Origin of the sequence: uncultured Maribacter sp. (genome assembly GCF_963977385.1) — a bacterium.
In the GTDB taxonomy this organism is placed as follows: Bacteria; Bacteroidota; Bacteroidia; order Flavobacteriales; family Flavobacteriaceae; genus Maribacter.
On the sequence record NZ_CAXBOU010000001.1, the window covers coordinates 580,038 to 606,330 of the forward strand.

A 26,293-nucleotide genomic window follows, 5' to 3' on the forward strand; every position below is an offset into this window, starting at 1 on the left:
GCTCACCAAACAAAATGAAAAAAATATCATATTTATTTACGATTATAGCTGTTTCTTTTTCGTGTAATCAAAGTAAGTTGCCAAAAATAGCTCCTGATATTATTACTGAATTTACCCTTAACGATACTGATGATCCTGCAATATGGGTGAATCCTAAAAATGCTGAAGAAAGCATCGTTTTTGGAACGGATAAGAAAACCAATGGTGCTATTTATGCTTTTGATTTAGAAGGAAAAATTATTGAGGAGAAAACCATTAGAAACATTCAGCGACCGAACAATGTAGATATTGAATATGGCTTTCAAATCAACGATTCTACTACTACCGATATATTGGTTTTTACTGAGCGTGAGAAACAACATATAAGAATGTTTTCTGTACCAGAAATGAAACCTTTAGATGGTGGTGGTTTTAAAGTGTTTGAAGATGAGGAATTAGTAGAGAATAGATTACCAATGGGGGTAAGTTTGTTTAAGTCTCCTAAAGATGCAACAATATATGCTATTGTAGGCAGAAAAACCGGACCGGCAGATGGTTATTTGTACCAATATGCCTTTATATCTGATAGCCTAGGAGTAACCTCTAATTATGTTAGGAGATTTGGAAAATTTAGTGGTGTAAAAGAAATTGAAGCTATAGCTATTGATGATGAAAAGGGCTTTGTATACTTTTCTGATGAAGGGGTCTGTATTAAAAAATATTATGCTGAGCCAGATATGGGAAATAAGGAGCTATCTTGTTTTGGAGGAGAATATTTTAATGAAGATATAGAAGGTATCGCTATTGCTAATTATGACGATGGGCATGGTTATTTAATTATATCGAACCAACAGAAAGGTGAGTTTAATATTTTTGATAGACAGACCAATGCATTTATAAAAGCTGTTAATCTTTCCACCACTGAGACTGACGGCTGTGAGGCAGTGACTGTACGATTAAACGATACGTTTAAAAATGGACTTTTCGTTGCTATGAATGATGAAAAGAACTTTTATTTTTATGATTTGGGGAAATTGGGGTTACAATAACTTCTCCCCAATTTCAAACCAAGTATTTACTCGTTCAAAGCCTTCTGTATTTACATTGTGTGGTGAGGTGAATTGTAAACCTCGCCCATCGAAACTTTCTAAGTTATAGTTTCGATCATCAATAAGTATATCACCCTTTAAAATATGTTTGTGACCACAAAGAATTCGGTTTTGCCATGGGAGAAAAGAAAAGTGTTCATCTAGCCATTCACTTTTCTCTTCTAAAGAATTAGGAAACTGCATTGCGGCAGATGCTATATAAACTTCATGTTTTTTTGACAATTTGGATAAGATTTCTTGACTACCGGCTATAGGCTTAAGGTTTCTGAAAAAGCCTCTTCTGGTGGCGTGCTTTCTAACACTATCTTGATGTGCTTCTGGCACCATTCGCCATACTTCTGATCCAGAGCATAAATCTGTGGTAAGTTCACCATTGAATTCAGCATTGTAAAGCTCAATATGGGCACCATAAGTGTCAGCAATTACCTCATCCATATCTACAAATAGTATCATTTATTTTTATTTTTAACGAAGTACGGCAAAACAGTTAAAAGAGTAAAGAGTTTCTTTAAAAGTTATATTAGATAATTATTAAGCAACGGGTTTTATCTTAGAACAGAGAAAGGGTTTAAAATAATTTAGATCTTTTTTTAAACTAAGGTTTAATTCAGCCAATTATGGAAATTTAAAAATTACCCAACGCCACAGTTATTTATTATTTTCGATTTTAAATAAAGTTATTTCTTTGTTTAAGTGTGTGTTTTAGTGCATAATTCACTTTAGATAATGAATTTCATATTGTATTAATTAACGGTAGAATTAATTATCACATATAGTATACCGTTGAATTAAGTTAATAAAAAAACGTAATGGGCATAATACGTATCACAATTGTAACTACTTTAAAAGCCTAATTATAAACAAAATAAATCATGAAAAAATCAATTATCTGCGTAGCAATGGCGAGTACTTTATTATTCTCTAGTTGCTTGGGTTCTTTTAGTGCCTTTAATAACTTAAAAGAGTGGAACCAAGATTTGTCTGACAGTAAATTCGTGAATAACCTAGTATTTTGGGGTCTTAATATTATTCCCGTTTACGGACTATTCTTTTTAGGGGATGCCATTATATTTAACGTAATCGAATTTTGGGGAGGATCTAATCCAATTGCGATGGAAGAGGGAGAGCAAGAAACTCAAATGGTAGAAAGAGATGGTAATACTTTTGAGATGACAGCTACTAAAAATAGAATGCAAGTAACGGTTGTTGATGGTCCTAAGAAAGGAAAGAAAATTGATTTAGTATATAAGCCTAGTGAGAAATCATGGAATGCTGTTCGCCCTAATGGAGAGGTGATAAAACTTTCATCTTTTGAAGAAGGATTTTATATCGTTTACATGCCAAATGGAAAAGAGGTTAAAATTAATCCGTTAAGTTCTAAAGAAGAAGGTTTAGCACAGTTAAAAGAGCAAACTGATTGTTATTATTTAGATGGTATGTTGGCTGAGAACAACTAATCATTAAATTGTTTTTATAAAAAAAGGTCCTGATTTTTATCAGGACCTTTTTTTATAAAAACAGATATTTTTAATATCTGTAATACTCTGGTTTATAAGGACCTTCAACCGTTACACCTATATAATCGGCTTGGTCTTTTTTCAATTCAGTAAGTTCAGCTCCTAAGCGAGATAAGTGAAGTTTTGCCACTTTCTCATCTAAATGTTTAGGTAGCATATAAACATCATTATCATATTTGTCGCTATTCTTCCAAAGCTCAATTTGCGCAAGAGTTTGGTTCGTGAAAGAGTTGCTCATTACAAAACTTGGGTGGCCGGTTGCACAACCTAAGTTGACCAATCTACCTTCTGCCAAGATTATTATATCCTTTCCGTTGATGGTGTATTTATCAACTTGAGGTTTAATTTCATCTTTGGTGTTACCATGGTTTTTATTCAACCAACCCATATCGATTTCATTATCAAAATGACCAATATTACATACTATGGCTTTATCCTTTAGGGCTTCAAAATGTTCAGCTCTAATAATATCTTTATTTCCGGTAGTAGTAATAACAATATCAGCATTTCCAATAACAGTTTCTAGCTTTTTAACCTCAAAACCGTCCATGCAAGCTTGCAATGCACAAATAGGGTCAATTTCAGTAACTGTTATAATAGAGCCTGCACCTTTAAATGAAGCTGCTGTACCTTTACCTACATCGCCGTAACCGGCAACTACTACACGCTTTCCTGCAAGCATAGTGTCAGTTGCTCTTCTGATCGCATCTACAGCACTCTCGCGACAGCCATATTTATTGTCAAATTTCGATTTAGTAACCGAATCGTTAACATTAATTGCTGGCATTGGTAAAGTTCCTTTTTTAACACGCTCGTATAAACGGTGAACACCTGTTGTTGTTTCTTCGGAAAGTCCTTTGATGTCATTGGCCATTTCTGGGTATTTATCTAAAACCATATTGGTTAAATCGCCGCCATCATCTAAAATCATATTCAATGGCTTTCTATCCTCGCCAAAAAATAATGTTTGTTCGATACACCAATCAAATTCTTCTTCATTCATGCCTTTCCAAGCATAAACAGGAACTCCTGTGGTTGCAATTGCTGCGGCTGCTTGGTCTTGAGTAGAAAATATATTACATGAACTCCAAGTGACCTCTGCTCCTAATGCTGTTAATGTTTCAATTAGAACGGCAGTTTGTATGGTCATGTGTAGGCAACCAGCAATACGAGCTCCTTTTAAAGGCTGCTCATTTTTGTATTCTTCTCTTAATGCCATTAGACCTGGCATTTCAGCTTCTGCTAATTCGATTTCTTTTCTTCCCCAATCAGCAAGGGAAATATCCTTAACCTTATAAGGCACATACGGAATAGTTTTCGTGCTCATATCTTTATTATTTTATACTTTCGTTTATCTGTTTACAGCAATTTTTAATTCGTACAAAGGTACGAATAACACGAAGAATCCCATGGCGCTTTACAAAACTATAACAGTAAATGATGAAACTTCCCTAGCCATATGGAAGGTTGATGAGACCGAACAAATGCTGTGGAAGAATGTAGAACTGACTCCTCATTGCCAATTAAGGTTCGATGGTATGAAGTCTGAACTTCACCGAAGAGCATTTTTAAGCATAAGACATTTATTGGCCTTGTATGAATATGAAGATGCCGATTTGATTTATGATGAGAACGGGAAACCTCATTTAAAAGACGGTAATTTTATCTCTATCACACATTCTCATAATTTTACGGGTATTATTGTCAGTACAACTGAACATGTAGGTATTGATATTGAAATGCAACGCGATAAAATTCTAAGAATAGCACATAAATTCACTCCTTTTGAGGAGTATAAAACCTTAGCAAATACTGCTGCTGTTGTTAGGAAGTTGACTATTGTTTGGGGAGCTAAAGAATCACTTTATAAAATTTACGGCCACAAAGGGTTGAGCTTTTTACATCATATAGATGTTCAAGATTTCAGGTTTGATACTAAGAATACAACAGCACAAATAATTTTCAATGGAAATATGTCTAACTATAAGATACGGTTTCTAGAATTTGAAGATTTTACCTGTGTGTATGCAACAAGAGATAATTAGAGTATAATTAATATCAGTAAATAGCGATTAATGGAAATATCAGTAGAATTAACCTTTTCACCTTTGCAAGATGACTTCGAGCAACACATTATAGATTTTATTAAAAAATTACGCGGATCAGGGTTAACCATTCTTGAGAATCCGCTAAGCACTCAAGTTTTTGGTTCTTACGATGAGGTTATGAAAGTCTTGAATACCGAAATCAAGACAGCGTTTGAATTAATGGATAGAGGGTTGTTGTTTATGAAAATAGTTAAATCTGATAGAAGCGCATATGAACCCCATTTTTGATTATTTCTTCGGTCAATATACTGACTACGGTACTTTAGATATCACACTTGAAATTGTCGCAGTAATTTTTGGGCTATTATCCGTTTGGTTTTCAAAGCAGAATAATATTTGGGTATATCCAACAGGTTTAATAAGCACATCAATTTTCGTATACCTGCTTTTAAAGTGGGGTCTAATTGGCGATATGTTAATTAATGTCTATTATTTTATAATGAGTTTATATGGGTGGTATATATGGACTAGGAAAGTAGATGCAGAACATTTTACACCCATTACCACGGTTACTAAAAAGGAGAATAGAACTTCCGTATTTATTTTTATTGGAACGGTCATTTTTGTGTTTGTTGTGTATCAAGTTTTTGATAAATGGAACAGTTGGACGGCTTATGTTGATACCATAACAACTGCTATATTTTTTGTGGGTATGTGGCTTATGGCTAAACGGAAAGTTGAAAATTGGATATATTGGATAGTTGGTGATATAATATCGATACCACTATACTTTTATAAAGGATTTACATTTACTAGCTTTCAATATCTAATTTTTACAATATTGGCCATATATGGTTATAATGCATGGAAGAAAAATATAAGCAGGAACCTTCAGATATCTTAAAAGTGGTCCTTTTTGGTCCAGAATCTACCGGTAAAACTACTTTATCAGAGCAACTAGCACGACACTATCATACTGTTTGGGTTCCTGAATATGCAAGAGATTATTTGCAAGATAAATGGAACAATGAACGCAAAACCTGTGAGCCAGATGATTTATTGCCAATTGCCGAAGGCCAAATGCACCTTGAGAATAAATTGACCAAAAAAGCTACAAATATTCTTGTTTGCGATACCGACCTGTTAGAAACTAAAGTATATTCAGAAGCCTATTATATTGGTGATTGTGACCCTATTTTAGAAAAATATGCCTTACAGAATTCTTATGACCTTTATCTACTAACCTATATAGATATACCTTGGGAAGAGGATGATTTAAGGGATAAACCAAATGAGAGGGAAGAAATGTTCAATTATTTTAAGCGCACCTTGGAAAAATACGAGAAAAATTTTATTATCTTGAAAGGAAACAAAAAACAACGCTTAGAAAAAGCCATTAACCAAATAGATCAGCTATTAAATAAATGATACAACTTACAGATAACGACGAAAAGCAATTAAAGGAAAAGGGAATTTCTAAAGAAAGTATGTTAAGTCATATTAACACTTTTAAAGAAGGTATTCCATTTGTACAATTAAAGAATGCAGCAGTTATAGGTAATGGTATTCTTAAGTTTACAGAATCAGAAGAAAAAGAGCTTATTCAATTTTACGATTCTAAATTAAAAGATTTAGAAATTTTAAAATTCGTACCTGCTTCTGGTGCTGCTTCGCGTATGTTCAAAGCTTTATTTAATTTTTTAGATGTTTATAATCCGGCAGATGAAACATTAGATTCCTATTTGCAAAGAACAAATGATAAAGATATTAGGGTTTTTTCAGAAGGTCTAGAGCGTTTACCATTTTATGGAAAAGTAATGTCAAGGTTGCCAAAGAATATTAATTCGCAAGGTGAAAAGGTGTTTAGTTTTGTTTCTGAATTATTAGGAGACAATGCACTTAATTATGGTTTTTATCCGAAAGGCTTATTGCCATTTCACAATTATGGAGATGTTGCTGCAACACCGTTCGAAGAGCATTTAAAAGAAGGTGCATTGTATGCTAGTTCTAATGGAAAGGCAAATCTTCATTTTACTGTTTCAGAACAACATGAAGCAATGTTCAACAAAGAATTTGCAGAAGCAGGACCTAGGGTTTCTGATTCTACTAGTATAAAGTATGAGATAGATTATTCTTTTCAAAAATCATCTACAGATACATTAGCCGTTGATATGGATAATAACCCATTTAGAAACGAAGATGGGTCTGTATTGTTTAGACCAGGAGGCCATGGTGCGTTAATTCAAAATTTAAATGACCAGGATGCTGACATTATCTTTATAAAGAATATTGATAACGTAGCTGTAATGGAAGATGCGAAGGCGGTTGCCGATAGCAAAAAAGTATTGGCAGGTGTTCTTATTAAAGAGCAGAAAAAAGCCTTTTCATATGCCGAGCAACTAGATAAAGACGAAGTGGGCGATGCTAAAATAGCAGAAATTAAAGCTTTTTTAATGGAGGGTCTTAATGTGAGATTTTCAAATGATTTCGATTCCAAATCAAAATCGGATAAGCTAAACATATTAAAAAGTAAAATAAATAGGCCGATTCGTATTTGCGGAATGGTTAAAAATGAAGGTGAGCCGGGTGGTGGGCCTTTTTGGGTTGCAAATTCAAAAGGCGAGGTTTCTTTACAGATTATAGAATCTGCTCAAATAGATATGGGAAATAAGCAACAGGCAGATATTATTAAGAATTCCACACATTTTAACCCTGTAGATTTAGTTTGTGGCGTTCGTAATTATAAAGGTGAAAAATATGACCTTCTTAAGTTTGTTGATGATAAACAAGGTTTTATAACCGGAAAAACGAAAGACGGTAAAGAACTCAAAGCGTTAGAACTACCAGGTCTTTGGAACGGAGCTATGGCATTTTGGAATACAATTTTTGTAGAAGTACCATTAGTGACCTTTAATCCTGTTAAGAGTGTTATTGATCTTTTGAAAGATTCACATCAGGTATAATTAAAATATAGAATAGAACAAAAAGTGTGTAGTTTCTACACACTTTTTTTATTTCCACACAGTTTTACCCAATTACAAAGTTTTGAAAATTATTTGTAATCATCTATTATACAATTACTTATGATAGTATTTGTGTTGAAAATTGTGTTGGCACAATTTTTCCAATATACTTTTCAAGAATGTTTAATTTAAAAATTAGAAAGATGAAAAAATTAGTTTTTGCAACGGCTTTAGCGATAGGTAGCTTAACAATTGGAACTGCTGCTACCCCAATTATATTTCATGATGGTATTATGGAAGATATTTTTTTACAGGATTATAAAGAAGTAGCTGTCTCTGATGTACCAACTCCAATTATAGAGGCACTTGATGCTGATTATGCTGGGGCAACCTTAAACAAGGCGTATGTCGATGAGCAGAATAACTATAAGTTAGAAGTGTCAATGGAAGATGGTACTTCGATGGAGTTGTATGCCGATGCAGCTGGCAATTGGATAGAAATGTAATTCCCTTTTTTGATTTAGTTATTTATAAAGAGCTGCTTCGGCAGCTTTTTTTATGGCTAAAACTTTAAAATTTAGTCACTGGTAATCCAGATGATGATTTTCTCCGTAAATAATTTAGATTAGGGAGTTTTTAACGATTAAAATATTTAGGATGAAAAATTACGTAATACTTGTTTTATTAGCTGTTGGGATGATTTTTAACGCAACAGCTATGTCTGTTTCAAATACAGCAGAAACAGAAATAGTAATGAATTCGGTTGACGAATACATAAAAATAAAATCTAATCAATTAACTCCACCAGTTATAGAAGAGATATTAAAACAATATCCAACATCTAAATTAGGTGCAGCATATAAAAATGATAATGGAGATTTTAAATTAGTTATGGTTCTTAAAAGTGGAACTAGAAGAACCGTATACATAGACCAACACGGTAATTGGATGAATAAAAAGTAAGAGGTTTTACTCTTAGAGTTTTAAAAAAAACTGCAAAATGCAGTTTTTTTTTATTTTAAATGTGACCAACCAAAAAAAGCGGTGTCTTACTATATGAAGCAAGTTATGAAACAATGGTCACTTTAGTTTTTATTTTTATCACAACAACAATTTTAGTTTTAGCATTAGCTATGATTTCAAAAATATGTTGGGAAAAATAAAAAATCAAAATATCACTTTCGCGTAAACACTAACCGTTAACTATGAAGGTGCCACCAAGAAGAAATTGTTTTTGAAATAGCCCCCAAAATTGGCATTACCTTAATTTAATAGAGGCGTTAATTTTTAATTTTAAGACAGAAGTTTGATAGGTGGTTGGAGGGAGCTGCGGTTGCAGCTCCTTTTTTTTTGTTTAATGTTCATTAATATGTTGGTTGTTTACTGTGTGTAATAAGTATACACCAGTACATAAAAGATACAAGATTACCCATTTGTAAATCAGGTTTATTTATTTAAGTACTTGATATTCAAAATATTAAAAAATAAAATATTTGTGGCACTCTTTTTACATAGTTAATAGTATTGGAATGATTTATTAACTTAAAATATTAAAAAGATGAAAACTTTATTTTTATTAGGAGCAATGACAATAGGAGGTTTTGCGGTAAACGCACAAGATGCATTACTTTCTCAAAATGGAATACTTCATAACCAAGGAAATGAAATTGCGGTTGTAACCGATGATTTTAAAGAGATTTCGGTTTCTGAAGTTCCACAAGCAGTGGCTGACGCGATATCTAAAAATTTCCCAACGGCGACTTTAGAAAAGGCTTATGCAAATGAAGAGAAGCAGTACAAGCTAGTGCTTTCCCTTGAAGATGGAACTCAAGGTACGGTTTACGCCGATGAAGAAGGTAATTGGTTAGATATGTAATTATAAAAATACTTGTTTGTTCAAGTTGGTTTGGTCAGGAAAGGGTAGCTATATGCTACCCTTTCCTATTTTTATCAATTTAATGGTATAAGCTTTATGATAATTTTAAAATACTAATAGTCGGCTTATGGTATTTTTACGTAGATACTTAGAATACCACTATCACTATGCCCAAAATCTTAATTATTGAAGACGATACTTCTTTTGCTCAAATGCTTCAAAAGTTTTTGACAAGAAATGATTTTGATGTTGTTCTAAGCCACACTGGGCTAGATGGCGAAAAACAACTAAAAGAGAATGACTTTCAGTTGGTCATTACCGACCTTCGTTTACCAGATTATGACGGTTTAAAATTGGTGTCTGACCTCAATGGAAAAACGCCAGTTATTGTAATGACCGGTTACGCTGAGGTTGCTACAGCAGTAAAAGCCATGAAAATGGGTGCTTATGATTATATTTCTAAACCTTTTACTCCTGATCAAATGTTATTGGTAATTGACGGGGCCTTAAATGCCAAGCCTGTTTCCCAAAAAGAAGAAATGCAACCTGTAGAAGATAAGGCTGCCTCTAAAATTGCAGTGCATAATAGATCTAATAGTAATGAGTTGGTTTTAACGAGCGAGGCTACCCAAAAATTAGAGGAATATATTACGCTGGTATCTCCTACAGATATGTCGGTACTTATCATTGGTGAAAGTGGTACAGGTAAAGAAGTAACTGCAAAACAAATACATCATAGGAGTATAAGAGCAGAAAAGGCTTTTATTGCTTTAGATTGCGGAGCAATACCAAAAGAGTTAGCGGCCAGTGAATTTTTTGGTCATATAAAAGGAAGTTTTACAGGTGCTATTGCAGACAAGGTAGGTAGTTTTGAAGCTGCAAATGGTGGGACTTTATTTTTAGATGAAGTGGGTAATCTATCTTACGAAAATCAAATGCAATTATTACGGGCCTTGCAGGAAAGAAAAATTAAAAGAATTGGCAGTAATACTGAAATCAACGTTGACGTTAGAATACTATCTGCCACTAATGAAGATTTAAAAGTTGCGGTAGAGAAGGGTGTATTTCGTGAAGATTTATATCATAGGTTGAACGAGTTTTCATTGCAAATACCATCTTTAAAAAATAGGCATGGTGATTTACAGGTTTTAGCTACTCACTTTTTAAATAAATTCAATGAGAAGTTAGGTAAGCAAGTTGTAGGTTTCTCTGATGAGGTTTGGGATTTGTTCAATGCATATCACTGGCCAGGAAATATACGTGAGCTTCAAAATATAATACAACGTGCGGTATTATTAACAACTACAGACGTAATAGAACAGAAGGTATTGCCTTCTGAATTATTGAGTCCGGCAGAAAACCCAACTGATTTCGGAAATCTTTCAAAGGCTGATTTCGAAAAGGAACAAATTGTAAACGCGTTAAAGCGCACAAATTATAATAAGTCTAAGGCAGCTAAATTACTTCAAGTAACCAGAAAAACACTGTACAACCGTATTAATTATTATGATTTAGATCTTTAGCAATTTGCTCTAATAGCAAATTGATATGTTGTTGTAATACCGTGTTTTTATCTTTTAATTGCCCCGAGGTATTTTCACCAGTTTTCATTATTTCAAAATTCTCTAAGATTGGAATTGCCTTAATAACTTTAAGTTGTCGAAACATAGGAAGCATTTTATGAGCTATTTTGTTCAAATCAGAAATATTAAAATCTGCTACGGCATTTTTTAGATGGTTTGCATTCTCAGTTGTTTCTATTTTAAAAGTGTACAGCACTTCATTAACAGCAATAGAATCGTCTCCTAAGAATATTTTTATAGTTTCTAAACTATATGTTTTTTCATTTTCATTTTTTGAATGAATTGGCTCAATAATTTTCATTTTTGTATGATGATTTATTAAGTCATTAAGCTTTTGAAGTAAAGCTATTTTTGAAAATGGCTTACGAATTAGTTCTGCAAAACCATGATCAGAAAAATGTTCAAGGGATAAATCTTTTCTACCGGTCATTGCTAAAATGGGTTGACTTTTATAATTAGGATAAATCCCTGATTTTAACTTTGAAACAACTTCATAGCCTGTTACAGATGGCATTTCAATATCAGTAAGTATTATATCATATTTAAAAATCTGTTCTGATTTATACGAATCAAAATCTGAAAATAGTAAAGCATCTATTTCTTCTGATTTTAGCATTTCACCTATCAATTTCAGAAAGGTGGTGTCATCATCGAAAACTAATATTTTCAGATTTTTAAATGCTATTTTTTCTTGGGGTAAAAGTTGAGATTCCACCCCTAATTCTATAGGTATTTGAAGGGTGAACATACTTCCTTTATTAATTTCACTAACTAATGCAATAGATCCTCCTAGTAATTCAGTGAGCTTTTTGGTTATGGTTAACCCTAATCCATAGCCTCCGTATTTTTTATCGGTATCGTTTTCGGCTTGCGTAAATTCCTTAAAAATGTCTTGCTGCTTCTCTTTTGATATGCCAATGCCTGTATCTTTTATTTGAAGAAACAGTTGATGGAAATTCTCTTTTTCCTGTACTTTTCCTGTTAAGATAATGCTTCCTTGATCTGTGAATTTATATGAATTACCCAATAAATTAGAGATAATTTGACGAAGACGAAAAGCATCTGAAAAAATTGGTTTTTCCAAAGATTCATCTAATTCTAATATTAGATCTATATTTTTGGTTTTATATTGAGAGGCAATGTTTCTAGAACTTTCTCTAATCAAATCATCAAGTCTAAAGGAGGTATTTTTGGCAACCATTTTACCAGCTTCTAATTGAGAAAAATCTAATAAATCATTTACTAAATTATTGACATAGGTAGTTGCAGATTTTATATGAGATATATGTTCCTTATCTATATCACTTGTATGAGATTCTTCAATAATGTTTGTGTAACCACTAATGGTGTTTAAGGGGGTGCGCAGATCATGGCTTACTGTAGCAATTAATAGTTCCCTACTTTTTAACAGCGATTCTGAATATGTCTTTTCTTTTTCTAATTTTTCCCTATAAAGATTCGCTTTCCAAAAATCTCGGTTTAAGATAAAAGTAAAAATACCTACAACTAAAAAACCAAGTATGGCTGCAATTACCGCAAGACGAATGCTTCTTTTAAGCAGGGTTTCTTTTTTAATGGAGCTTGCCAGACTATTCATGAGAATTTCTTGCTCAAAAGAAGAGAGTATAGTCCGCAATTGTTGTGAAAGTTCGACATCAGTTCTGTTGATGGTCGTTTCGCGTATGGCCAATGAATTGGTATTGAGTGTGTTTTCTTGTTGCACATCTTTCAGTAAGTTTTTAGATACTTGTACCACACTATCCATAGTTTGTGCTTTTTGTTGTGGATTATTTTCTGGTGGTATATTGGCATTTAAATAATCAGTAACCTTCTTAATGGCTTCTTGTGCCTTTGGTGATAGATTGTTTAAGTTGGGAGCCAGACCTTCAGGTGTAATAATACCCAAAGACTCTTCTAATTTATCGAATTTTTTAAGTGCAGAGTTAATCGCATTACCGGTTTGGTCTTTTAGTCTAAGGTTTCTTAAAGCATTAATATTGGTAACTTTTTTATGTAAAAGGGAGTTTAGGCTATCTAACAATTGTCGTTGATGCACGTTATCCGTGAGTATTTTAAGTTCCTCTAGATTCGTATAAATAGAATCTATTTTACTTTCATAGGCTGTAAAATTTGATTTACTCTTTGTTTGCAGGGCAAGTTTTGAAAGACTTTCAGCCTCGTATAACTGCGCTAAAAAAGTATTTGTCTTAAGTAACTTACTATCTTTTTCTGCAATATTTTCAGTAGCTATATATTCTTGTACTTCATTAAATATATAATAGGAGGCAATCACCCCTAAAATGACCAAAAGCAAGTAGCTAATAGTAATCTTAAGAGTAAATTTATTTTTTTTCGAATCCATAAAGTGTTTCTATATACGTAGTATAAATACGATAAAACTCGGATAGTAAGTTCTAAAATGTTGTTAATTAAACAACTTGTTATTTTTATAAAATTCTTTATGACAGAAGAAATTTCTGTATTACATTTGCGGCATCTCAAAGGGGTGCCGAATTCTGAATTATTGTTTAGGACAAAGCTGAGATTATACCCAAAGAACCTGGGCGGGTAATGCTGCCAAGGGACAATTCAAAAATTTGTTTTAAATTTTTGAAGTAAGATAAAGTTTGAATTATTTTTTCATTCTGAGTCTTTTGGAAACCAAGCGTAGTTGCTCAAAAATCAATTTTAACCTAGAATAATAGCCCCTTTTATTCGTAATAATTTTACGAATGAAACTATCTATTTTCACAATTGCGGCGTGTTTAGCACTAAGTATGGGGCTACATGCCCAAGAACAAGAAACTGACTCATTAGAGGGTCGAAAAGTAATGCTAGACGAAGTTTTTGTCTCAGCCATTAGAGTAACCAAAGCATCACCTGTTACATTTTCAAATCTTACAAAAGAGGATATTAAACCTAGAAACTTGGGTCAAGATATTCCGGTGTTGATGAATTTTCTGCCATCAGTTGTGACTACCACAGATGCAGGTGCCGGCGTAGGGTACACGGGTATTCGAGTAAGGGGTAGCGATGCTACACGTGTCAATGTCACTATTAACGGTGTACCTTATAACGATGCAGAATCTCAAGGTACATTTTGGGTAAACATGCCAGATTTTGCTTCATCCACAGAAAGCTTACAATTACAACGTGGCGTAGGCACATCAACGAACGGTGCTGGTGCTTTTGGTGCTAGTTTAAATGTATTGACAGATGGTTTTTCTGAAGATGCTTATGGGCAGATTTCAACTTCAATTGGTAGTTTTAATACTTTGAGAAACAATTTAAAGTTCAGTACGGGTTTATTAAATAATCAGGTCGAAATTTCTGGTAGATTATCAAAAATTAATTCAGATGGTTATATCGATAGGGCAGAATCAGATTTAGATTCTTATTTTTTGCAAGGTGCTTATAAAGACGATAACACCTTAATAAAGGCATTATTATTTGGTGGCCATGAAGTAACATATCAAGCTTGGAATGGAATTGATGCTGAAAAACTGAAAGAAGATAGAACATTTAATCCGTCAGGGATGTATAATGATCTAGATGGCAACAGGCAGTTTTATGACAATGAGGTTGATGATTATAAGCAAGATCATGCCCAGCTATTATGGAACGAAAAGATTTCTGACTTTTGGAGTACCAATATCGCCTTACACTACACTCGAGGAAGGGGTTTCTTTGAACAGTACAAGCAAGAGGATAGTTTTTCTACTTATGGTTTTGAACCAATAATTGTTGATGGAGTCGAAGTAAATACTACAGATGTCATAAGAAGACGATGGTTAGATAATAACTTTTATGGTACCGTATTTTCAGCAACCTATAATAAGAACAATCTTAATCTAATTATGGGTGGTGGTTTCAATAAATATGAAGGCGATCATTTTGGTGAGGTAATATGGGCACGTTATGCGAGTAATAGTAGTTACGAAGACCGTTATTACGATGATAGTTCTACTAAAACGGATTTCAATATATATACAAAAGCAAATTTTCAACTGAATGATCAGTGGTCATTATATGGTGATTTGCAATATAGAACCGTTGGGTATACAGCGAATGGAGAAGATACAGGTGTTGTAGATGATACATTCAATTTTTTCAATCCTAAAGCTGGGGTTACGTTTGATTTAAATGCAAATAATAATTTCTATTTGTCCTATGCGGTAGCAAACAGAGAGCCAAATAGAAATGATTACGAAAGTGGGAACCCTAAGCCAGAGAAATTAAATGATTTTGAATTAGGGTGGAGATATGTTTCAGCTGATATACAATTGAATACAAATGTGTATTACATGAACTATAAGGATCAGTTGGTACTTACAGGAGAATTGAATGATGTGGGTGCGTCTTTAAGGGAAAATGTAGGGGATAGTTATAGATTCGGACTTGAAATTGATGCGAATATTCGATTTAATGACAAGTTCAGTATTAAACCTAATGTAGCCTTAAGCACCAATAAAAATGTTGACTTTTTTATCGATAGAGATGATGTGTTGCAAGATTTAGGGAATACTAACATTGCATTTTCACCATCTTTAGTAGCGGGTAATATTCTTAGCTATACACCTTGTGAGGCTTTGAATTTATCTCTTTTCTCAAAATTCGTGGATGAGCAATATCTTAGTAATACAGATACCGAAGCATCTAAATTAGATTCTTATTTTACCACAGATTTTAATATCACCTATGAAATTAAAATGAATAAGATTTTGAAATCCATTGTGTTTTCGGGACTATTGAATAATATCTTAAATGAAAAATATGTTTCTAACGGATATACATATTTAGATTCTTGGTCAACACCTGGGAATACTTTTGAGGCACAGGGCTATTATCCACAGGCAGGTACTAACTTTTTGGTTGGTGCAACGCTTAATTTTTAGTATGCTTTAGTTCGTAAAAAAAGATAGATATTATTATCTTAAATATTTGTTTAATACGCATGATGTAAGAAAGAATATTCTAATTTTAGTAGCCTAAAGTCTAAGGTTATGGAGCGTAATATTCCTGTATTTGGTAGTAGATTAAGAAACAATATTGTTACGGTTCCAGAGGTGATATCGCAGTGTTCAGGAATACGTGTTTTTGGTCAATCTATTAAGTCGTTTCTTTTTAGTACCGATGTTGCTATTATAAGGAATACGAATGCCAATGCTATTATAGCTGTTTATCCTTTTACACCACAGCCCGTTATTTCAAATGCCTTGATTTTAGCTGCCGATAAACCTATTTTCTGTGGAGTAGGTGGCGGATTAACAACAGGTGTAAGGTCTTTAGAATTAGCAATTCATGCAGAATTTCAAGGAGCTTTGGGGGTGGTTTTAAACAAGCCAACCCCAAATAGCCTTATTAGTATGTTAAAAGAAAAAATTGATATTCCGGTTACCATTACCGTGGTATCCGAAAAGGATGATATTAAAGGTAGGTTAGCGGCCGGAGTTGATATTTTTAATGTCTCTGGTGCAGGAAAAACAGCAGATATAATTAAGAAAATAAGAGATTTAGATGATAATGTTGCCATAATTGCAACAGGTGGTAAAACCGATGAGACTATAATGATGGCAATTGATGCAGGGGCAAATGCAATTTCTTATACACCGCCGAGTACTGGGGAACTATTCAAAGAAATAATGGATAGATATCGATTAGAAGAGTAAAACTTAATTGGATATTATAACAACACCGCGGCCAAAACTTGCTCTATATTCTAACATATCATAATAACGATTTCCATCATCAGGTCTGTTTAAAAGCTGACCGGTAAAAAGGCTATATTCATAATCTTCACAAGAACAAGTAGCTACTTGACCATTTAGAGTCATAGTAGAACAATCGCTGGGAGCGTGATTTGGACAACTTGCTTCAAAAGCTCTAAATTGATCAAAGCCTGCATTGATAACGAAAACGCCTTTTGTACCAGCTGTAGCACTTTGTATTAAAACAGCACTACCCGTATTGGTTAGTGGGCTATATGTCGGTAAATTCAAATTAGCTTCGAAACGAAAACTTATCTCCTGTAAATAAGGATTTCTGTTAGTGCCATCATTGCTACAAGCAGTGATTATCAATAAGATTAGGATGCTTAAGTAACGAGTCATTCTATAATTTTGTTTTGGAGAACTTGAACAAATGTGCGTAAAAATTATGTATATTTGTGTTAAATCCTCTCTTAAAAAGCCGTATTAAAAGGCAATTGCAGAGGATTTGTCTATTTGTAAAACGAGGATGTAATGAGTAACGTATCATACTATACTGCTGAAGGGTTAAAAAAACTCAAGGCAGAGCTTAATCACTATAGGGATGTTGAACGGCCGAAGGCTTCTCAAGCAATTGCAGAAGCAAGAGATAAGGGCGACCTTTCTGAGAATGCTGAATACGACGCTGCAAAAGAAGCGCAAGGTCTTCTTGAAATGAAAATTGCCAAATTGGAAAATACTGTTGCCAATGCGCGATTAATTGACGAATCGCAATTAGATACTTCTAAAGTATTGGTGCTATCTAGTGTGAGATTGAAGAATCAAAATAACGGCATGGAGATGACTTATAAATTAGTTGCAGAAAGTGAAGCCGATTTAAAAACGGGTAAAATTTCTGTTAACTCACCTATTGGTAAAGGATTATTGGGAAAAAAAGTAGGTGACACAGCTGAAATTATGGTTCCTAGTGGTGCTATGAAATTTGAAATTCTTGAAATTTCAAGAGGTTAGGTTTTTAAAATAACTATATTTAATCCTATCCTTTTCATAAGGATAGGATTTTTTATTTCTACTAAAAATTAGAATTATGCCGACTATTTTTACCAAAATAATTAATGGAGAAATACCTTGCTACAAGGTAGCCGAAGATGAAAACCATTTGGCTTTTTTAGATATTAACCCAAATGCGAAAGGGCATACACTTTGTATCCCGAAAAAGGAGGTAAATAAAATATTAGACCTTGATGAAGATGCTTATTTAGGATTAATGTCGTTTTCGAGAAAAGTTGGTATAGCTATAGAAAAAACAGTTGACTGTAAACGTATTGGTATGAGTGTTATTGGGTTAGAAGTACCTCATGTACATGTTCATTTAATACCTTTAAATGAAATGAAAGATGCTACTTTTCAACATAAAGTAAAATTGTCAAATATAGAGTTAACCAATTTAGCGAAAGAAATTGGTGCTAAAATTGAATAGCTCCAGAAATATATAAATAAACAGCGCCTGCAACTACTGCTATTAATATTAATAATAGCGCATAGTAAAGTAAGGTTGGTTTAGAAGATTTTTTTTCGGGAATAGCCGTTTTTTGATAATAAGAGAACATACGTTCTATATCTTCAGTCCAGCTTATAGGGTAGATTGTTGAGTGGCAAGTATTACATATTAGTTTATTGCTTAATTCAGAAGTTGTTTTGTGAAAAAAACTTCCATAAGTATGTTTTTGATAAAAAGTCAGCTTCAAATCTTGGTTGAAACACTCGGGACAGTTGTTATTTAGTCCGGTTTCTTTGATAACTACTAGTTTTTCCTTGGCCATAATCAGTGAGACACTTTTAGAGAAATTTGCATTATAGTACCTTCTTTGCCAGATGATAGCACTTTTATTTTACCATCATGATATTCTTCAACAATACGTTTAACCAAAGAAAGTCCTAGGCCCCATCCTCTTTTTTTTGAGGTAAAGCCAGGCGTAAAGATACTATTATAGTTGCTCTTGGGAATACCGTGCCCCGTATCTGCAATTAATATGTTTACATATTTACCGTCTGGCACAATTTCTATTGCAATACTTCCTCTGCCTCGCATGGCATCGATACCGTTTTTAACTAAATTCTCAATAGTCCAATTGTACAAAGAGCTATTTAATAAAACGGGTAGATGGTCTACTTTTGAGCTGAATGAAAAATGAATGAGTTTAGAGCTTCTTCTTTTTAGGTAATCGAAAGCATCTTGAGTTTCCTTAACAATATCACTCTCTACAAGCTTAGGTAGCGACCCTATTTTCGAAAATCGCTCGGTAATGGTTTGTAGCCTATCAATGTCTTTTTCAATTTCTTTTGTGATACTTGGGTTTATTAATTCAGTCTTTAATAATTCGTTCCATCCTAAAAGCGATGACAACGGGGTTCCAATTTGGTGGGCAGTTTCTTTAGCCATGCCCGCCCATAATTTATTTTGCTCAGATGCTTTGTTCGTTTTAAACAGAAAGTAAATAACTGCCGCAAAAAGAAAAATAATAAGTAATAACGCTATAGGATAAAACTTCAATTTATTCAAGACTTCTGAGTTACCATAGTACAAGGTCGCTAAATGTTCTCCTTGTTGGTCTATGGATATAGGAGTGTTTTCATTTTTAAATTTCTTTAATTGGCTTTGTATGTAAACTGAATCTTCTGCTTTATTTGGCGGAAAATTGTTCACCCTAATAGTTTGATCTTTATTAATAAGAATCATCGGGGTAGAGGTGTTGTTTTGAAATACCTTTAAGTGAAGGCTTCCTAAGTCAACAGTTTCAGAAAATTGTAAAAATTCAGATTGTGCAGTCGCCCAAATTTCCATTTTTAGGCGTTCTTCTTCCTTAAATTGTTTAAAAAAACTATTGGTGTTCCATAAAATAAGACTCACTACTACAAAGGAGCCTATCAATAGAAAAATGTTGGAAATTTTGTTTTTTGGGATAAAGTTCATCCAATAGTTGTCTAATACTAAAGATAACCCTAATTGTGAATAATTGTTGTGTTGTTATCGTTGCACTAGGTTTTATTACCGCATCATTTTACCTATTTTTGACCTCTATTGTAAAAAGAATTCAAGATGGAAATAGAAGGTAAAGTAAAATTGATCGGTGAAACCCAAACCTTTGGTTCTAATGGGTTTAGAAAAAGAGAATTAGTAGTGACTACAGACGAACAGTATCCACAACATATTATGGTTGAGTTTGTTCAGGATAAATGTGATTTGTTGAATAGTTATACTGTTGGGCAAGATGTAAAAGTTAGTATCAATTTAAGAGGTCGTGAATGGACGAATCCTCAAGGTGAGGTAAAATACTTTAACTCTATACAGGGTTGGCGTATAGAAGGTGCTTCTCAATCGCAATCAGCAGGTATGCCACCAGTGCCACCTATGGAAGCTTTTGAGCCAGCCGATAATTTAAATGAAGAAGATCATGATGATTTGCCATTTTAAATGAGTAATGAATCATTGATAGACTTAATGTCTTTATAGTTTTGAAACTTGTTTAGCTTTAATGGTTAGGCAAGTTTTTTTGTTTTACGACCTTTCAATTAATTTGGAAACAAAAAGTGGAATACGCTCAACACAAATTGTTTTTTTTAACGGATGCCTTAGTATTCCCACCTGTTCATACAGCAAATTCAGAAGGTCTTTTGGCGGTTGGCGGTGATCTTTCTCCAGAGCGGTTATTACTGGCGTATCAGCAAGGTATTTTTCCTTGGTTCAATAAAGATTCGATTATTTTATGGTGGAGTCCTGATCCAAGAATGGTGCTATATCCAGAACAGATTAAAATCTCTAAGAGCATGAAAAAGGTACTTCGAGACAATCAGTTTAAGTTAACCAAGAATACTTGTTTTAAGGAGGTATTAGATTATTGTTCTTCTGTTGAGCGACCCGGACAAGATGGTACCTGGATCACGGAGAAGATGAAGAAGGCGTATATTCAACTACATGAAAAAGGAATTGCCAAATCTTATGAAGTTTGGGAAGGAGATAAATTGGTAGGTGGATTGTACGGCATAGATTTAGGACACGTATTTTGCGGAGAAAGTATGTTCAGTTTAACCTCTAATGCTTCTAAATTTGCATTTATTAAGTTGGCTCAAGAATTACATGAAAAAGATTATGAGATTATAGATTGTCAATTGCACACAGACCATTTAGAAAGTTTAGGAGCGCAAGAAATACCTAGAACTGAGTTTGTGAAACTGCTAAACTGAAATCTCCAAGCTGTTTTAAAAGAAGAGTACCTTTTGTTTTTAAAACCTTACCCTTTGATAAGGTATTCGAAAAGTGAGGGGTTGAGTAGAGAAAATACAATGTATCTATTCATATAAAACATGGTCATAATTTGGAGGAAGAGCAGTTCTTATTTTTTTAAAATTTCCTTCAGCATCAAATTGAATTTTATAATCGACATTCCTTCCTTCTTTTTTATCAACTACAACGATCTCATAAATGTTTGAAGGTAGAATTAGATTTTGAAAAGCATTTTTAAATGTTTCTTCTAAAGTGTTATTATTTGAAGGATATTGTTGTCTTAGACTTTTAATTCTATATTTTAAGAAATCATTGTTCAAATAACTTTCAATTTTCGAATAGGTGTCATTCGGTATGTCTGTTGAGTTGATTAAAATTTCAATGTTTTTTAAAACTCCTTCCTTATTAAATTCAAGACTATACCAAAGTTTGTCCATTTTAAGTTTGGCCTCAAAACTTACTTTATTACTATCGGTTTCTTTATAAAATTTTAGACGCTTAATACCGACAACATTGTCTTCAATAATAGAAATAGCAGCACTTGGAAATTGAGATTTTCTTATGCGAAATTCTCGTTCATTTTTGTATTGTGTGTAGCTGAATTGAAAACATAAAAACAATGCAGGCAATACTAGATTAAAATATTTTTTTATCAATTGTGGTAGGTTTGTGTTATTGATTAAACTTGGTTGTATCTAAAGCAGTTAATTTCATGGTCATTTACCAAACCAGTGGCTTGCATAAAAGCATATACTATTGTGCTGCCTACAAATTTAAAGCCACGCTTTTTTAAATCTTTGCTGATTGCATCTGATGAAGGTGTATTTGCAGGTGTCTCTTTATAATTGACAATTTTATTTTTTAGTGGTTGACTATCAACGAATTGCCAGATGTAATCACTAAACGTTCCAAATTCTTTTTGAATTTCGATGTATGCTTGTGCATTGCTTACTGTGGCACGAACTTTTAATTTGTTTCTAATAATACCTTCATCTTGCAGTAAATCTAAAATTTTAGGTTCTTGGTATTGAGCAATTTTATGGTAATTAAAATTATCAAATGCATTTCTAAAATTCTCGCGTCTTCGTAAAATTGTTATCCAGCTTAAACCTGCTTGAAACGTTTCTAAGACTAAAAATTCAAATAATAAACTATCATCTTTTATAGGAACACCCCATTCTTCGTCGTGATACGTTTCGTATAGCGAATCACCCTTGCACCATCCACAGCGATGTTTATCCATATTTAAGTTTATTTACAAGCAAAAGTATTGAAACATTGATGGAAATCGAATAATAAATTAAATTATGAAATGAAACCATATCTAGTCGAGATATTAATATGGATATTTTTAGTGAGATTATTGTATTCTTTAAGAATTTATGATGTTGCTTATCAGGCATCTAAAACCCAATTATAATGGTGTATAAAGGTATTACTTTCGTTAATAATTGTTAAACTATGATAATGTGATAGTAATACTATTATATTTGCAAGTATTTAAATAGCGAGTTGTTATGGATAAGTTATTACAGGGGGTACAGATTAGAATAAACGATAAATTATTTCTAAAAGATCCTGAATCATCGAATCTGGGTAAAAAAATAATTCAGGTTAGTATTCAAATGATCAATGAGATGGGGTCTGAGAATTTCACCTTTAAAAAGTTGGGTCAGAAAATAGGATCTAACGAAAGCTCTATCTATCGTTATTTTGAAAATAAACACAAACTTTTATTGTATTTGACTTCTTGGTATTGGAGTTGGCTAGAGTGTCAATTGGTATTTGCGACCAATAGCATAAAAAATCCAAAGGAAAAATTATTAAAGTCGATATTGATAATTACAAGGGAGATTAAAGAGGATTCCGCATTTTCTCATATTAATGAGGTCTTATTAAATAAGATTGTAATTAATGAATATTCTAAATCATATTTGACCAAAGAGGTCGATGAAGAAAACAAAGAAGGATATTTCGTTATTTATAAGAGACTTGTTGCTAGGCTTCATGATATGATCAAAGAAGTTGACTCGGGGTATAAATACCCTTCTAGTTTGGCTAGTACTATCTTAGAAAGTGGTTTACATCAGCATTTCTTGAAAGAACATTTTCCTTCACTTACAGATTGTAATGATAATGTAACGCCTACCCAATACTTGACTCATCTTGTTTTTAACACGCTAAATCAAAACTTAAATGGCTAAAAATATATTAACGGCATGGCAACGTTTCATAGGGCTGTTAAAGCTCGATAAACGAGACGTTTTTCAAGTCTTTTATTACGCCATTTTCGCGGGTATTGTCAATCTATCACTTCCGTTAGGTATACAGGCAATTATAAATTTAATGCAAGGTGCTCAAATAAGCTCATCATGGGTTGTTCTTGTGATATTGGTAACGATGGGTGTAGCATTTGTGGGTATACTACAGTTAATGCAGATTAGGATTATAGAAAATGTTCAGCAAAAGATATTTACTCGGTCTTCATTTGAATTTGCGTACAGATTCCCTAAAATTAAAATGAGTGAACTTCATAACTATTACCCGCCAGAATTGGCTAATAGATTTTTTGACACATTAACGATACAAAAGTCGTTATCGAAGGTCTTAATAGATTTTCCGGCTGCTTTATTACAAATTGTATTCGGGTTATTGTTATTGTCTTTTTACCATCCTTTTTTCATTGTTTATGGTATTCTTTTACTCTTACTAATTTATGTGGTATTCAAGTTTACTGCTCAAAGAGGTTTAGATACCAGCTTAGACGAATCTAAAAGTAAATATAAAGTAGCACATTGGCTACAAGAGGTGGCGCGTTCAATAGTGAGTTTTAAACTCTCGGGTAAAACCACGCATGCTTTAGACAAGAATGATACATTGGTTGTTGAGTACTTAAATGCCAGAGAAAGTCATTTTAGAGTTTTGGTGCTTCAGTTTATTCAAATGATTGGTTTTAAAGTTTTAGTTACTGGCGGACTTTTGCTGATTGGTGGGTTGTTGGTTTTGAATCAAGAGATGAATATTGGTCAGTTTGTGGCCGCAGAAATTATCATTCTATTGGTTATAAATTCAGTTGAAAAACTAATTCTAGGTCTAGAAACATTCTATGATTTATTGACGTCGTTAGAAAAAATGGGTCAAGTGGTCGATAAAGAATTAGAGCCTCAAGAGGGAGAAAAACCATTTATGGAAAACCAATCTTTTACAGTTGAATTAAGTGATATTTCATATAGTGTTCCGCAGCCTAAAAGAGAAATCATTTCAAATCTAAATTTAACGATTACGCCAAATTGTACCATTTTATTAAGAGGGAACAGTGGTTCCGGTAAAAATACATTGTTGAGAATTATAGCAGGTATTATTGAGCCTGATAGTGGTGGTGTTTATGTAAATGGAGTTTCATTAAAAGGAATGAACTTGAATTATTATCGTTCTCATTTAGGTCAGTCCTTGCCTGAAGAATCACCTTTTGAAGGCACTATTTTAAACAACATCACATTTGGTGATAAGAATACTACAAATGAGCAGGTTTACTGGGCGCTTGATAAAGTAGGACTTACTGATTTTGTAAAAAAACAACCGGAAGGATTGAATACGGTACTTTATCCAGAAGGGAAGCAAATACCCCATACCGTTTCTAAAAAAATCGTTCTTGCTAGAAGTATCGTTAGAAAACCTAAGCTACTTATTTTAAAAGATCCTTTAGATCAGTTTAATATTGAAGAAGCCGACCGCATCTTAAATTTCTTAAGTGACCCATCGAATGGGTGGGCATTATTGGTGGTAAGTGAAAATGATAAATGGATAAAAAAGTGTTCACGAATTATTACGATGGATAAAGGTAGAATTATAAACGAAATACGGGGGGAAGATGCTTAATATATCTCACAAAAAACTGAACGAAAAAGTTTCTATTGATCATTTTAAATCCGTTCAAAAAGTAAATCATCAAAGACATTACAAGCATTTTAATCGCTTTTTGTTTGCCTTCGCCGTTGTCGGTGTAATTGTTTTGTTTCTACCATGGACGCAAACCATAAATGCTAAAGGGTTTCTAACAACGTTGACACCAGGGCAACGACCACAGACCATTCAATCTCAAATACCGGGTAGAATAGAGCAGTGGTACGTTAGGGAGGGAGATTTTGTTAAAAAAGGAGATACCATTCTTTTTATATCAGAAATCAAATCAGAATATTTTGACCCTAATTTAGTAGAGCGAACCGGTCAACAGTTGAAGTCTAAAAGTTCATCAGTAGAATCTTATGGCGGTAAGGTAAAGTCATTAGATAATCAAGTGGCTGCACTTTTCAATGAAAAAAGATTGAAGCTTGAACAAGCCAAGAACAAAGTGCTTCAATCAAAGTTGAAAGCTCAAAGTGATAGTATTGAATTTGAAGCTGCCAAGACGAACATTAAGATTGCGGAGCGCCAATATGAGCGAACAGCGCAATTAGAGAGTGAAGGACTAAAAGCGGTCACCGATGTAGAAGAAAAACGGTTGAAGCTTCAAGAAACACAAGCTAAACTGCTTTCTCAAGAGAATAAGTTACTGGCTGCTAAAAATGAAATTATCAATGCAGAAGTAGAAATAAATAGTGTTCAAGCATCATACACCGATAAAATTTCGAAAGCCCAGAGCGATAAATTTACAGCTATGTCGAATCAATTTGATTCTGAAGCACAAGTAAGTAAGTTAGAGAATGACTATACCAATTACCAAATGCGTAATGATCTACGTTATATACGCGCACCACAAAATGGATATATTAATACGGTAATTACCGCAGGTATTGGCGAAACTTTTAAAGAAGGCACGCCATTGGTGGGTATAATGCCGGCAGATTATGATATGGCTGTAGAGACATTTGTAAATCCAATCGACCTGCCGTTAGTCCATTTGGGTGAAAAAGTTAGGATTCAATTCGATGGTTGGCCTGCAATTATATTCAGTGGTTGGCCAAATGTTTCTTATGGTACATATGCTGGTGAAGTGGTTGCCATTGAAACGTTTATAAATTCGAATGGAAAGTACAGGGTTTTGTTGTCTCCAGAAAAAGGAGATCAACCTTGGCCTAGTGCACTACGCGTAGGCTCTGGTGCCAATACCATTGCTTTGTTAGAAGATGTACCCATTTGGTACGAGTTGTGGAGGCAGTTAAATGGCTTTCCGCCTAATTATTACCAGCCAGAAGGTGCACAAAGTAAAAATGTAAAGAAATAGC

At 33.5% G+C, this 26,293-nt stretch carries 28 protein-coding genes; 20 read left to right on the top strand and 8 right to left on the bottom strand.

What is annotated here, in order from left to right; translation table 11 throughout:
• Positions 1 to 14: 14 nt before the first annotated feature.
• Positions 15 to 1,028 (top strand): phytase, encoded by a 1,014-nt coding sequence (locus AAC084_RS02495; protein WP_339836439.1) that lies wholly within the window; start codon positions 15 to 17, stop codon positions 1,026 to 1,028.
• Here AAC084_RS02495 and AAC084_RS02500 read toward each other — a convergent pair.
• Complete coding sequence (locus AAC084_RS02500; protein WP_339836441.1) at positions 1,020 to 1,541, bottom strand: 5'(3')-deoxyribonucleotidase; 522 nt, start codon at positions 1,539 to 1,541, stop codon at positions 1,020 to 1,022. The two genes, AAC084_RS02495 and AAC084_RS02500, sit on opposite strands and share 9 nt — an antisense overlap.
• A gap of 419 nt (positions 1,542 to 1,960) precedes the next feature.
• Here AAC084_RS02500 and AAC084_RS02505 point away from each other — a divergent pair, with 419 nt between their 5' ends.
• Entirely contained in the window at positions 1,961 to 2,545 is a 585-nt protein-coding gene (locus tag AAC084_RS02505; RefSeq protein WP_339836445.1) for a DUF3332 domain-containing protein, read from the top strand.
• A gap of 70 nt (positions 2,546 to 2,615) precedes the next feature.
• On the opposite strand, the gene ahcY is transcribed toward AAC084_RS02505, so the two are convergent.
• Positions 2,616 to 3,932: an adenosylhomocysteinase gene (gene ahcY / locus AAC084_RS02510; protein ID WP_339836448.1), complete on the bottom strand. Its 1,317-nt coding sequence runs from the start codon at positions 3,930 to 3,932 to the stop codon at positions 2,616 to 2,618.
• Positions 3,933 to 4,014: 82 nt separating this feature from the next.
• Between ahcY and AAC084_RS02515 the strand changes: the two genes are divergently transcribed.
• The 9 genes from AAC084_RS02515 (at position 4,015) to AAC084_RS02555 (ending at position 11,015) form a co-directional block, all read left to right on the top strand.
• On the top strand, positions 4,015 to 4,650 hold the full coding sequence (locus tag AAC084_RS02515; protein WP_339836451.1) for a 4'-phosphopantetheinyl transferase superfamily protein: 636 nt from the start codon (positions 4,015 to 4,017) through the stop codon (positions 4,648 to 4,650).
• A 30-nt stretch (positions 4,651 to 4,680) separates the two neighbouring features.
• On the top strand, positions 4,681 to 4,941 hold the full coding sequence (locus AAC084_RS02520) for a hypothetical protein (RefSeq protein WP_339836454.1): 261 nt from the start codon (positions 4,681 to 4,683) through the stop codon (positions 4,939 to 4,941).
• The gene (pnuC, locus tag AAC084_RS02525; RefSeq protein ID WP_339836457.1) at positions 4,925 to 5,557 is read left to right on the top strand and encodes a nicotinamide riboside transporter PnuC; all 633 of its coding nucleotides are present in this window, start codon (positions 4,925 to 4,927) and stop codon (positions 5,555 to 5,557) included. The genes AAC084_RS02520 and pnuC overlap by 17 nt, the downstream gene beginning before the upstream one ends.
• Positions 5,518 to 6,081 (top strand): ATP-binding protein, encoded by a 564-nt coding sequence (locus AAC084_RS02530; protein ID WP_339836461.1) that lies wholly within the window; start codon positions 5,518 to 5,520, stop codon positions 6,079 to 6,081. Before pnuC ends, AAC084_RS02530 begins: the two co-directional genes overlap by 40 nt.
• Positions 6,078 to 7,616, top strand: coding sequence for a DUF4301 family protein (locus AAC084_RS02535; protein ID WP_339836464.1), 1,539 nt, complete (start codon positions 6,078 to 6,080; stop codon positions 7,614 to 7,616). The genes AAC084_RS02530 and AAC084_RS02535 overlap by 4 nt, the downstream gene beginning before the upstream one ends.
• Positions 7,617 to 7,819: 203 nt before the next feature.
• On the top strand, positions 7,820 to 8,122 hold the full coding sequence (locus AAC084_RS02540) for a hypothetical protein (protein WP_339836467.1): 303 nt from the start codon (positions 7,820 to 7,822) through the stop codon (positions 8,120 to 8,122).
• Between the two features lie 151 nt (positions 8,123 to 8,273).
• Positions 8,274 to 8,579, top strand: a complete 306-nt coding sequence (locus AAC084_RS02545; protein ID WP_339836470.1) for a hypothetical protein — start codon at positions 8,274 to 8,276, stop codon at positions 8,577 to 8,579.
• 595 nt (positions 8,580 to 9,174) lie between these two features.
• On the top strand, positions 9,175 to 9,492 hold the full coding sequence (locus tag AAC084_RS02550) for a hypothetical protein (protein ID WP_339836473.1): 318 nt from the start codon (positions 9,175 to 9,177) through the stop codon (positions 9,490 to 9,492).
• Positions 9,493 to 9,659: 167 nt separating this feature from the next.
• Positions 9,660 to 11,015 carry a sigma-54 dependent transcriptional regulator gene (locus tag AAC084_RS02555; protein WP_339836476.1) on the top strand — a complete coding sequence of 452 codons (1,356 nt, stop codon included), beginning with the start codon at positions 9,660 to 9,662 and terminating at the stop codon, positions 11,013 to 11,015.
• On the opposite strand, the gene AAC084_RS02560 is transcribed toward AAC084_RS02555, so the two are convergent.
• A complete protein-coding gene (locus AAC084_RS02560; protein WP_339836479.1) occupies positions 10,990 to 13,437 on the bottom strand; it encodes an ATP-binding protein in 2,448 nt (815 codons plus the stop codon). The two genes, AAC084_RS02555 and AAC084_RS02560, sit on opposite strands and share 26 nt — an antisense overlap.
• Positions 13,438 to 13,807: 370 nt before the next feature.
• On the opposite strand from AAC084_RS02560, the gene AAC084_RS02565 reads away from it, so the two are divergent.
• Both AAC084_RS02565 and AAC084_RS02570 read left to right on the top strand, forming a co-directional pair.
• Entirely contained in the window at positions 13,808 to 15,970 is a 2,163-nt protein-coding gene (locus tag AAC084_RS02565; RefSeq protein ID WP_339836482.1) for a TonB-dependent receptor, read from the top strand.
• A 108-nt stretch (positions 15,971 to 16,078) separates the two neighbouring features.
• Positions 16,079 to 16,744, top strand: a complete 666-nt coding sequence (locus AAC084_RS02570) for a hydrolase (RefSeq protein ID WP_339836484.1) — start codon at positions 16,079 to 16,081, stop codon at positions 16,742 to 16,744.
• A 3-nt stretch (positions 16,745 to 16,747) separates the two neighbouring features.
• Here the strand turns inward: AAC084_RS02570 and AAC084_RS02575 are convergent, their stop codons facing one another.
• The gene (locus AAC084_RS02575) at positions 16,748 to 17,185 is read right to left on the bottom strand and encodes a hypothetical protein (RefSeq protein WP_339836486.1); all 438 of its coding nucleotides are present in this window, start codon (positions 17,183 to 17,185) and stop codon (positions 16,748 to 16,750) included.
• Between the two features lie 132 nt (positions 17,186 to 17,317).
• Here AAC084_RS02575 and greA point away from each other — a divergent pair, with 132 nt between their 5' ends.
• Entirely contained in the window at positions 17,318 to 17,794 is a 477-nt protein-coding gene (greA, locus tag AAC084_RS02580; RefSeq protein WP_339836489.1) for a transcription elongation factor GreA, read from the top strand.
• Positions 17,795 to 17,870: 76 nt separating this feature from the next.
• Positions 17,871 to 18,263, top strand: a complete 393-nt coding sequence (locus tag AAC084_RS02585; RefSeq protein ID WP_339836493.1) for an HIT domain-containing protein — start codon at positions 17,871 to 17,873, stop codon at positions 18,261 to 18,263.
• Here AAC084_RS02585 and AAC084_RS02590 read toward each other — a convergent pair.
• Both AAC084_RS02590 and AAC084_RS02595 read right to left on the bottom strand, forming a co-directional pair.
• Positions 18,250 to 18,606 (bottom strand): hypothetical protein, encoded by a 357-nt coding sequence (locus AAC084_RS02590; protein WP_339836495.1) that lies wholly within the window; start codon positions 18,604 to 18,606, stop codon positions 18,250 to 18,252. The two genes, AAC084_RS02585 and AAC084_RS02590, sit on opposite strands and share 14 nt — an antisense overlap.
• 2 nt (positions 18,607 to 18,608) lie before the next feature.
• Entirely contained in the window at positions 18,609 to 19,757 is a 1,149-nt protein-coding gene (locus tag AAC084_RS02595) for an ATP-binding protein (protein ID WP_339836497.1), read from the bottom strand.
• Between the two features lie 126 nt (positions 19,758 to 19,883).
• Between AAC084_RS02595 and AAC084_RS02600 the strand changes: the two genes are divergently transcribed.
• Positions 19,884 to 20,258, top strand: a complete 375-nt coding sequence (locus tag AAC084_RS02600) for a DUF3127 domain-containing protein (RefSeq protein ID WP_339836500.1) — start codon at positions 19,884 to 19,886, stop codon at positions 20,256 to 20,258.
• A gap of 116 nt (positions 20,259 to 20,374) precedes the next feature.
• Positions 20,375 to 21,028 (top strand): leucyl/phenylalanyl-tRNA--protein transferase, encoded by a 654-nt coding sequence (gene aat / locus AAC084_RS02605; RefSeq protein ID WP_339836502.1) that lies wholly within the window; start codon positions 20,375 to 20,377, stop codon positions 21,026 to 21,028.
• A gap of 105 nt (positions 21,029 to 21,133) precedes the next feature.
• On the opposite strand, the gene AAC084_RS02610 is transcribed toward aat, so the two are convergent.
• Together AAC084_RS02610 and AAC084_RS02615 are read right to left on the bottom strand one after the other, a co-directional pair.
• Positions 21,134 to 21,724, bottom strand: a complete 591-nt coding sequence (locus tag AAC084_RS02610) for a hypothetical protein (RefSeq protein ID WP_339836504.1) — start codon at positions 21,722 to 21,724, stop codon at positions 21,134 to 21,136.
• Positions 21,725 to 21,747: 23 nt separating this feature from the next.
• A complete protein-coding gene (locus tag AAC084_RS02615; RefSeq protein WP_339836507.1) occupies positions 21,748 to 22,311 on the bottom strand; it encodes a DNA-3-methyladenine glycosylase I in 564 nt (187 codons plus the stop codon).
• A 274-nt stretch (positions 22,312 to 22,585) separates the two neighbouring features.
• Between AAC084_RS02615 and AAC084_RS02620 the strand changes: the two genes are divergently transcribed.
• From AAC084_RS02620 to AAC084_RS02630, 3 genes are read left to right on the top strand one after another with little or no spacing between them, the layout of a single operon-like run.
• Complete coding sequence (locus AAC084_RS02620) at positions 22,586 to 23,272, top strand: TetR/AcrR family transcriptional regulator (RefSeq protein ID WP_339836509.1); 687 nt, start codon at positions 22,586 to 22,588, stop codon at positions 23,270 to 23,272.
• On the top strand, positions 23,265 to 24,947 hold the full coding sequence (locus AAC084_RS02625; RefSeq protein WP_339836512.1) for an ATP-binding cassette domain-containing protein: 1,683 nt from the start codon (positions 23,265 to 23,267) through the stop codon (positions 24,945 to 24,947). The genes AAC084_RS02620 and AAC084_RS02625 overlap by 8 nt, the downstream gene beginning before the upstream one ends.
• Positions 24,940 to 26,292: a biotin/lipoyl-binding protein gene (locus AAC084_RS02630; RefSeq protein WP_339836515.1), complete on the top strand. Its 1,353-nt coding sequence runs from the start codon at positions 24,940 to 24,942 to the stop codon at positions 26,290 to 26,292. Before AAC084_RS02625 ends, AAC084_RS02630 begins: the two co-directional genes overlap by 8 nt.
• The last annotated feature ends 1 nt before the right edge of the window (position 26,293 follow it).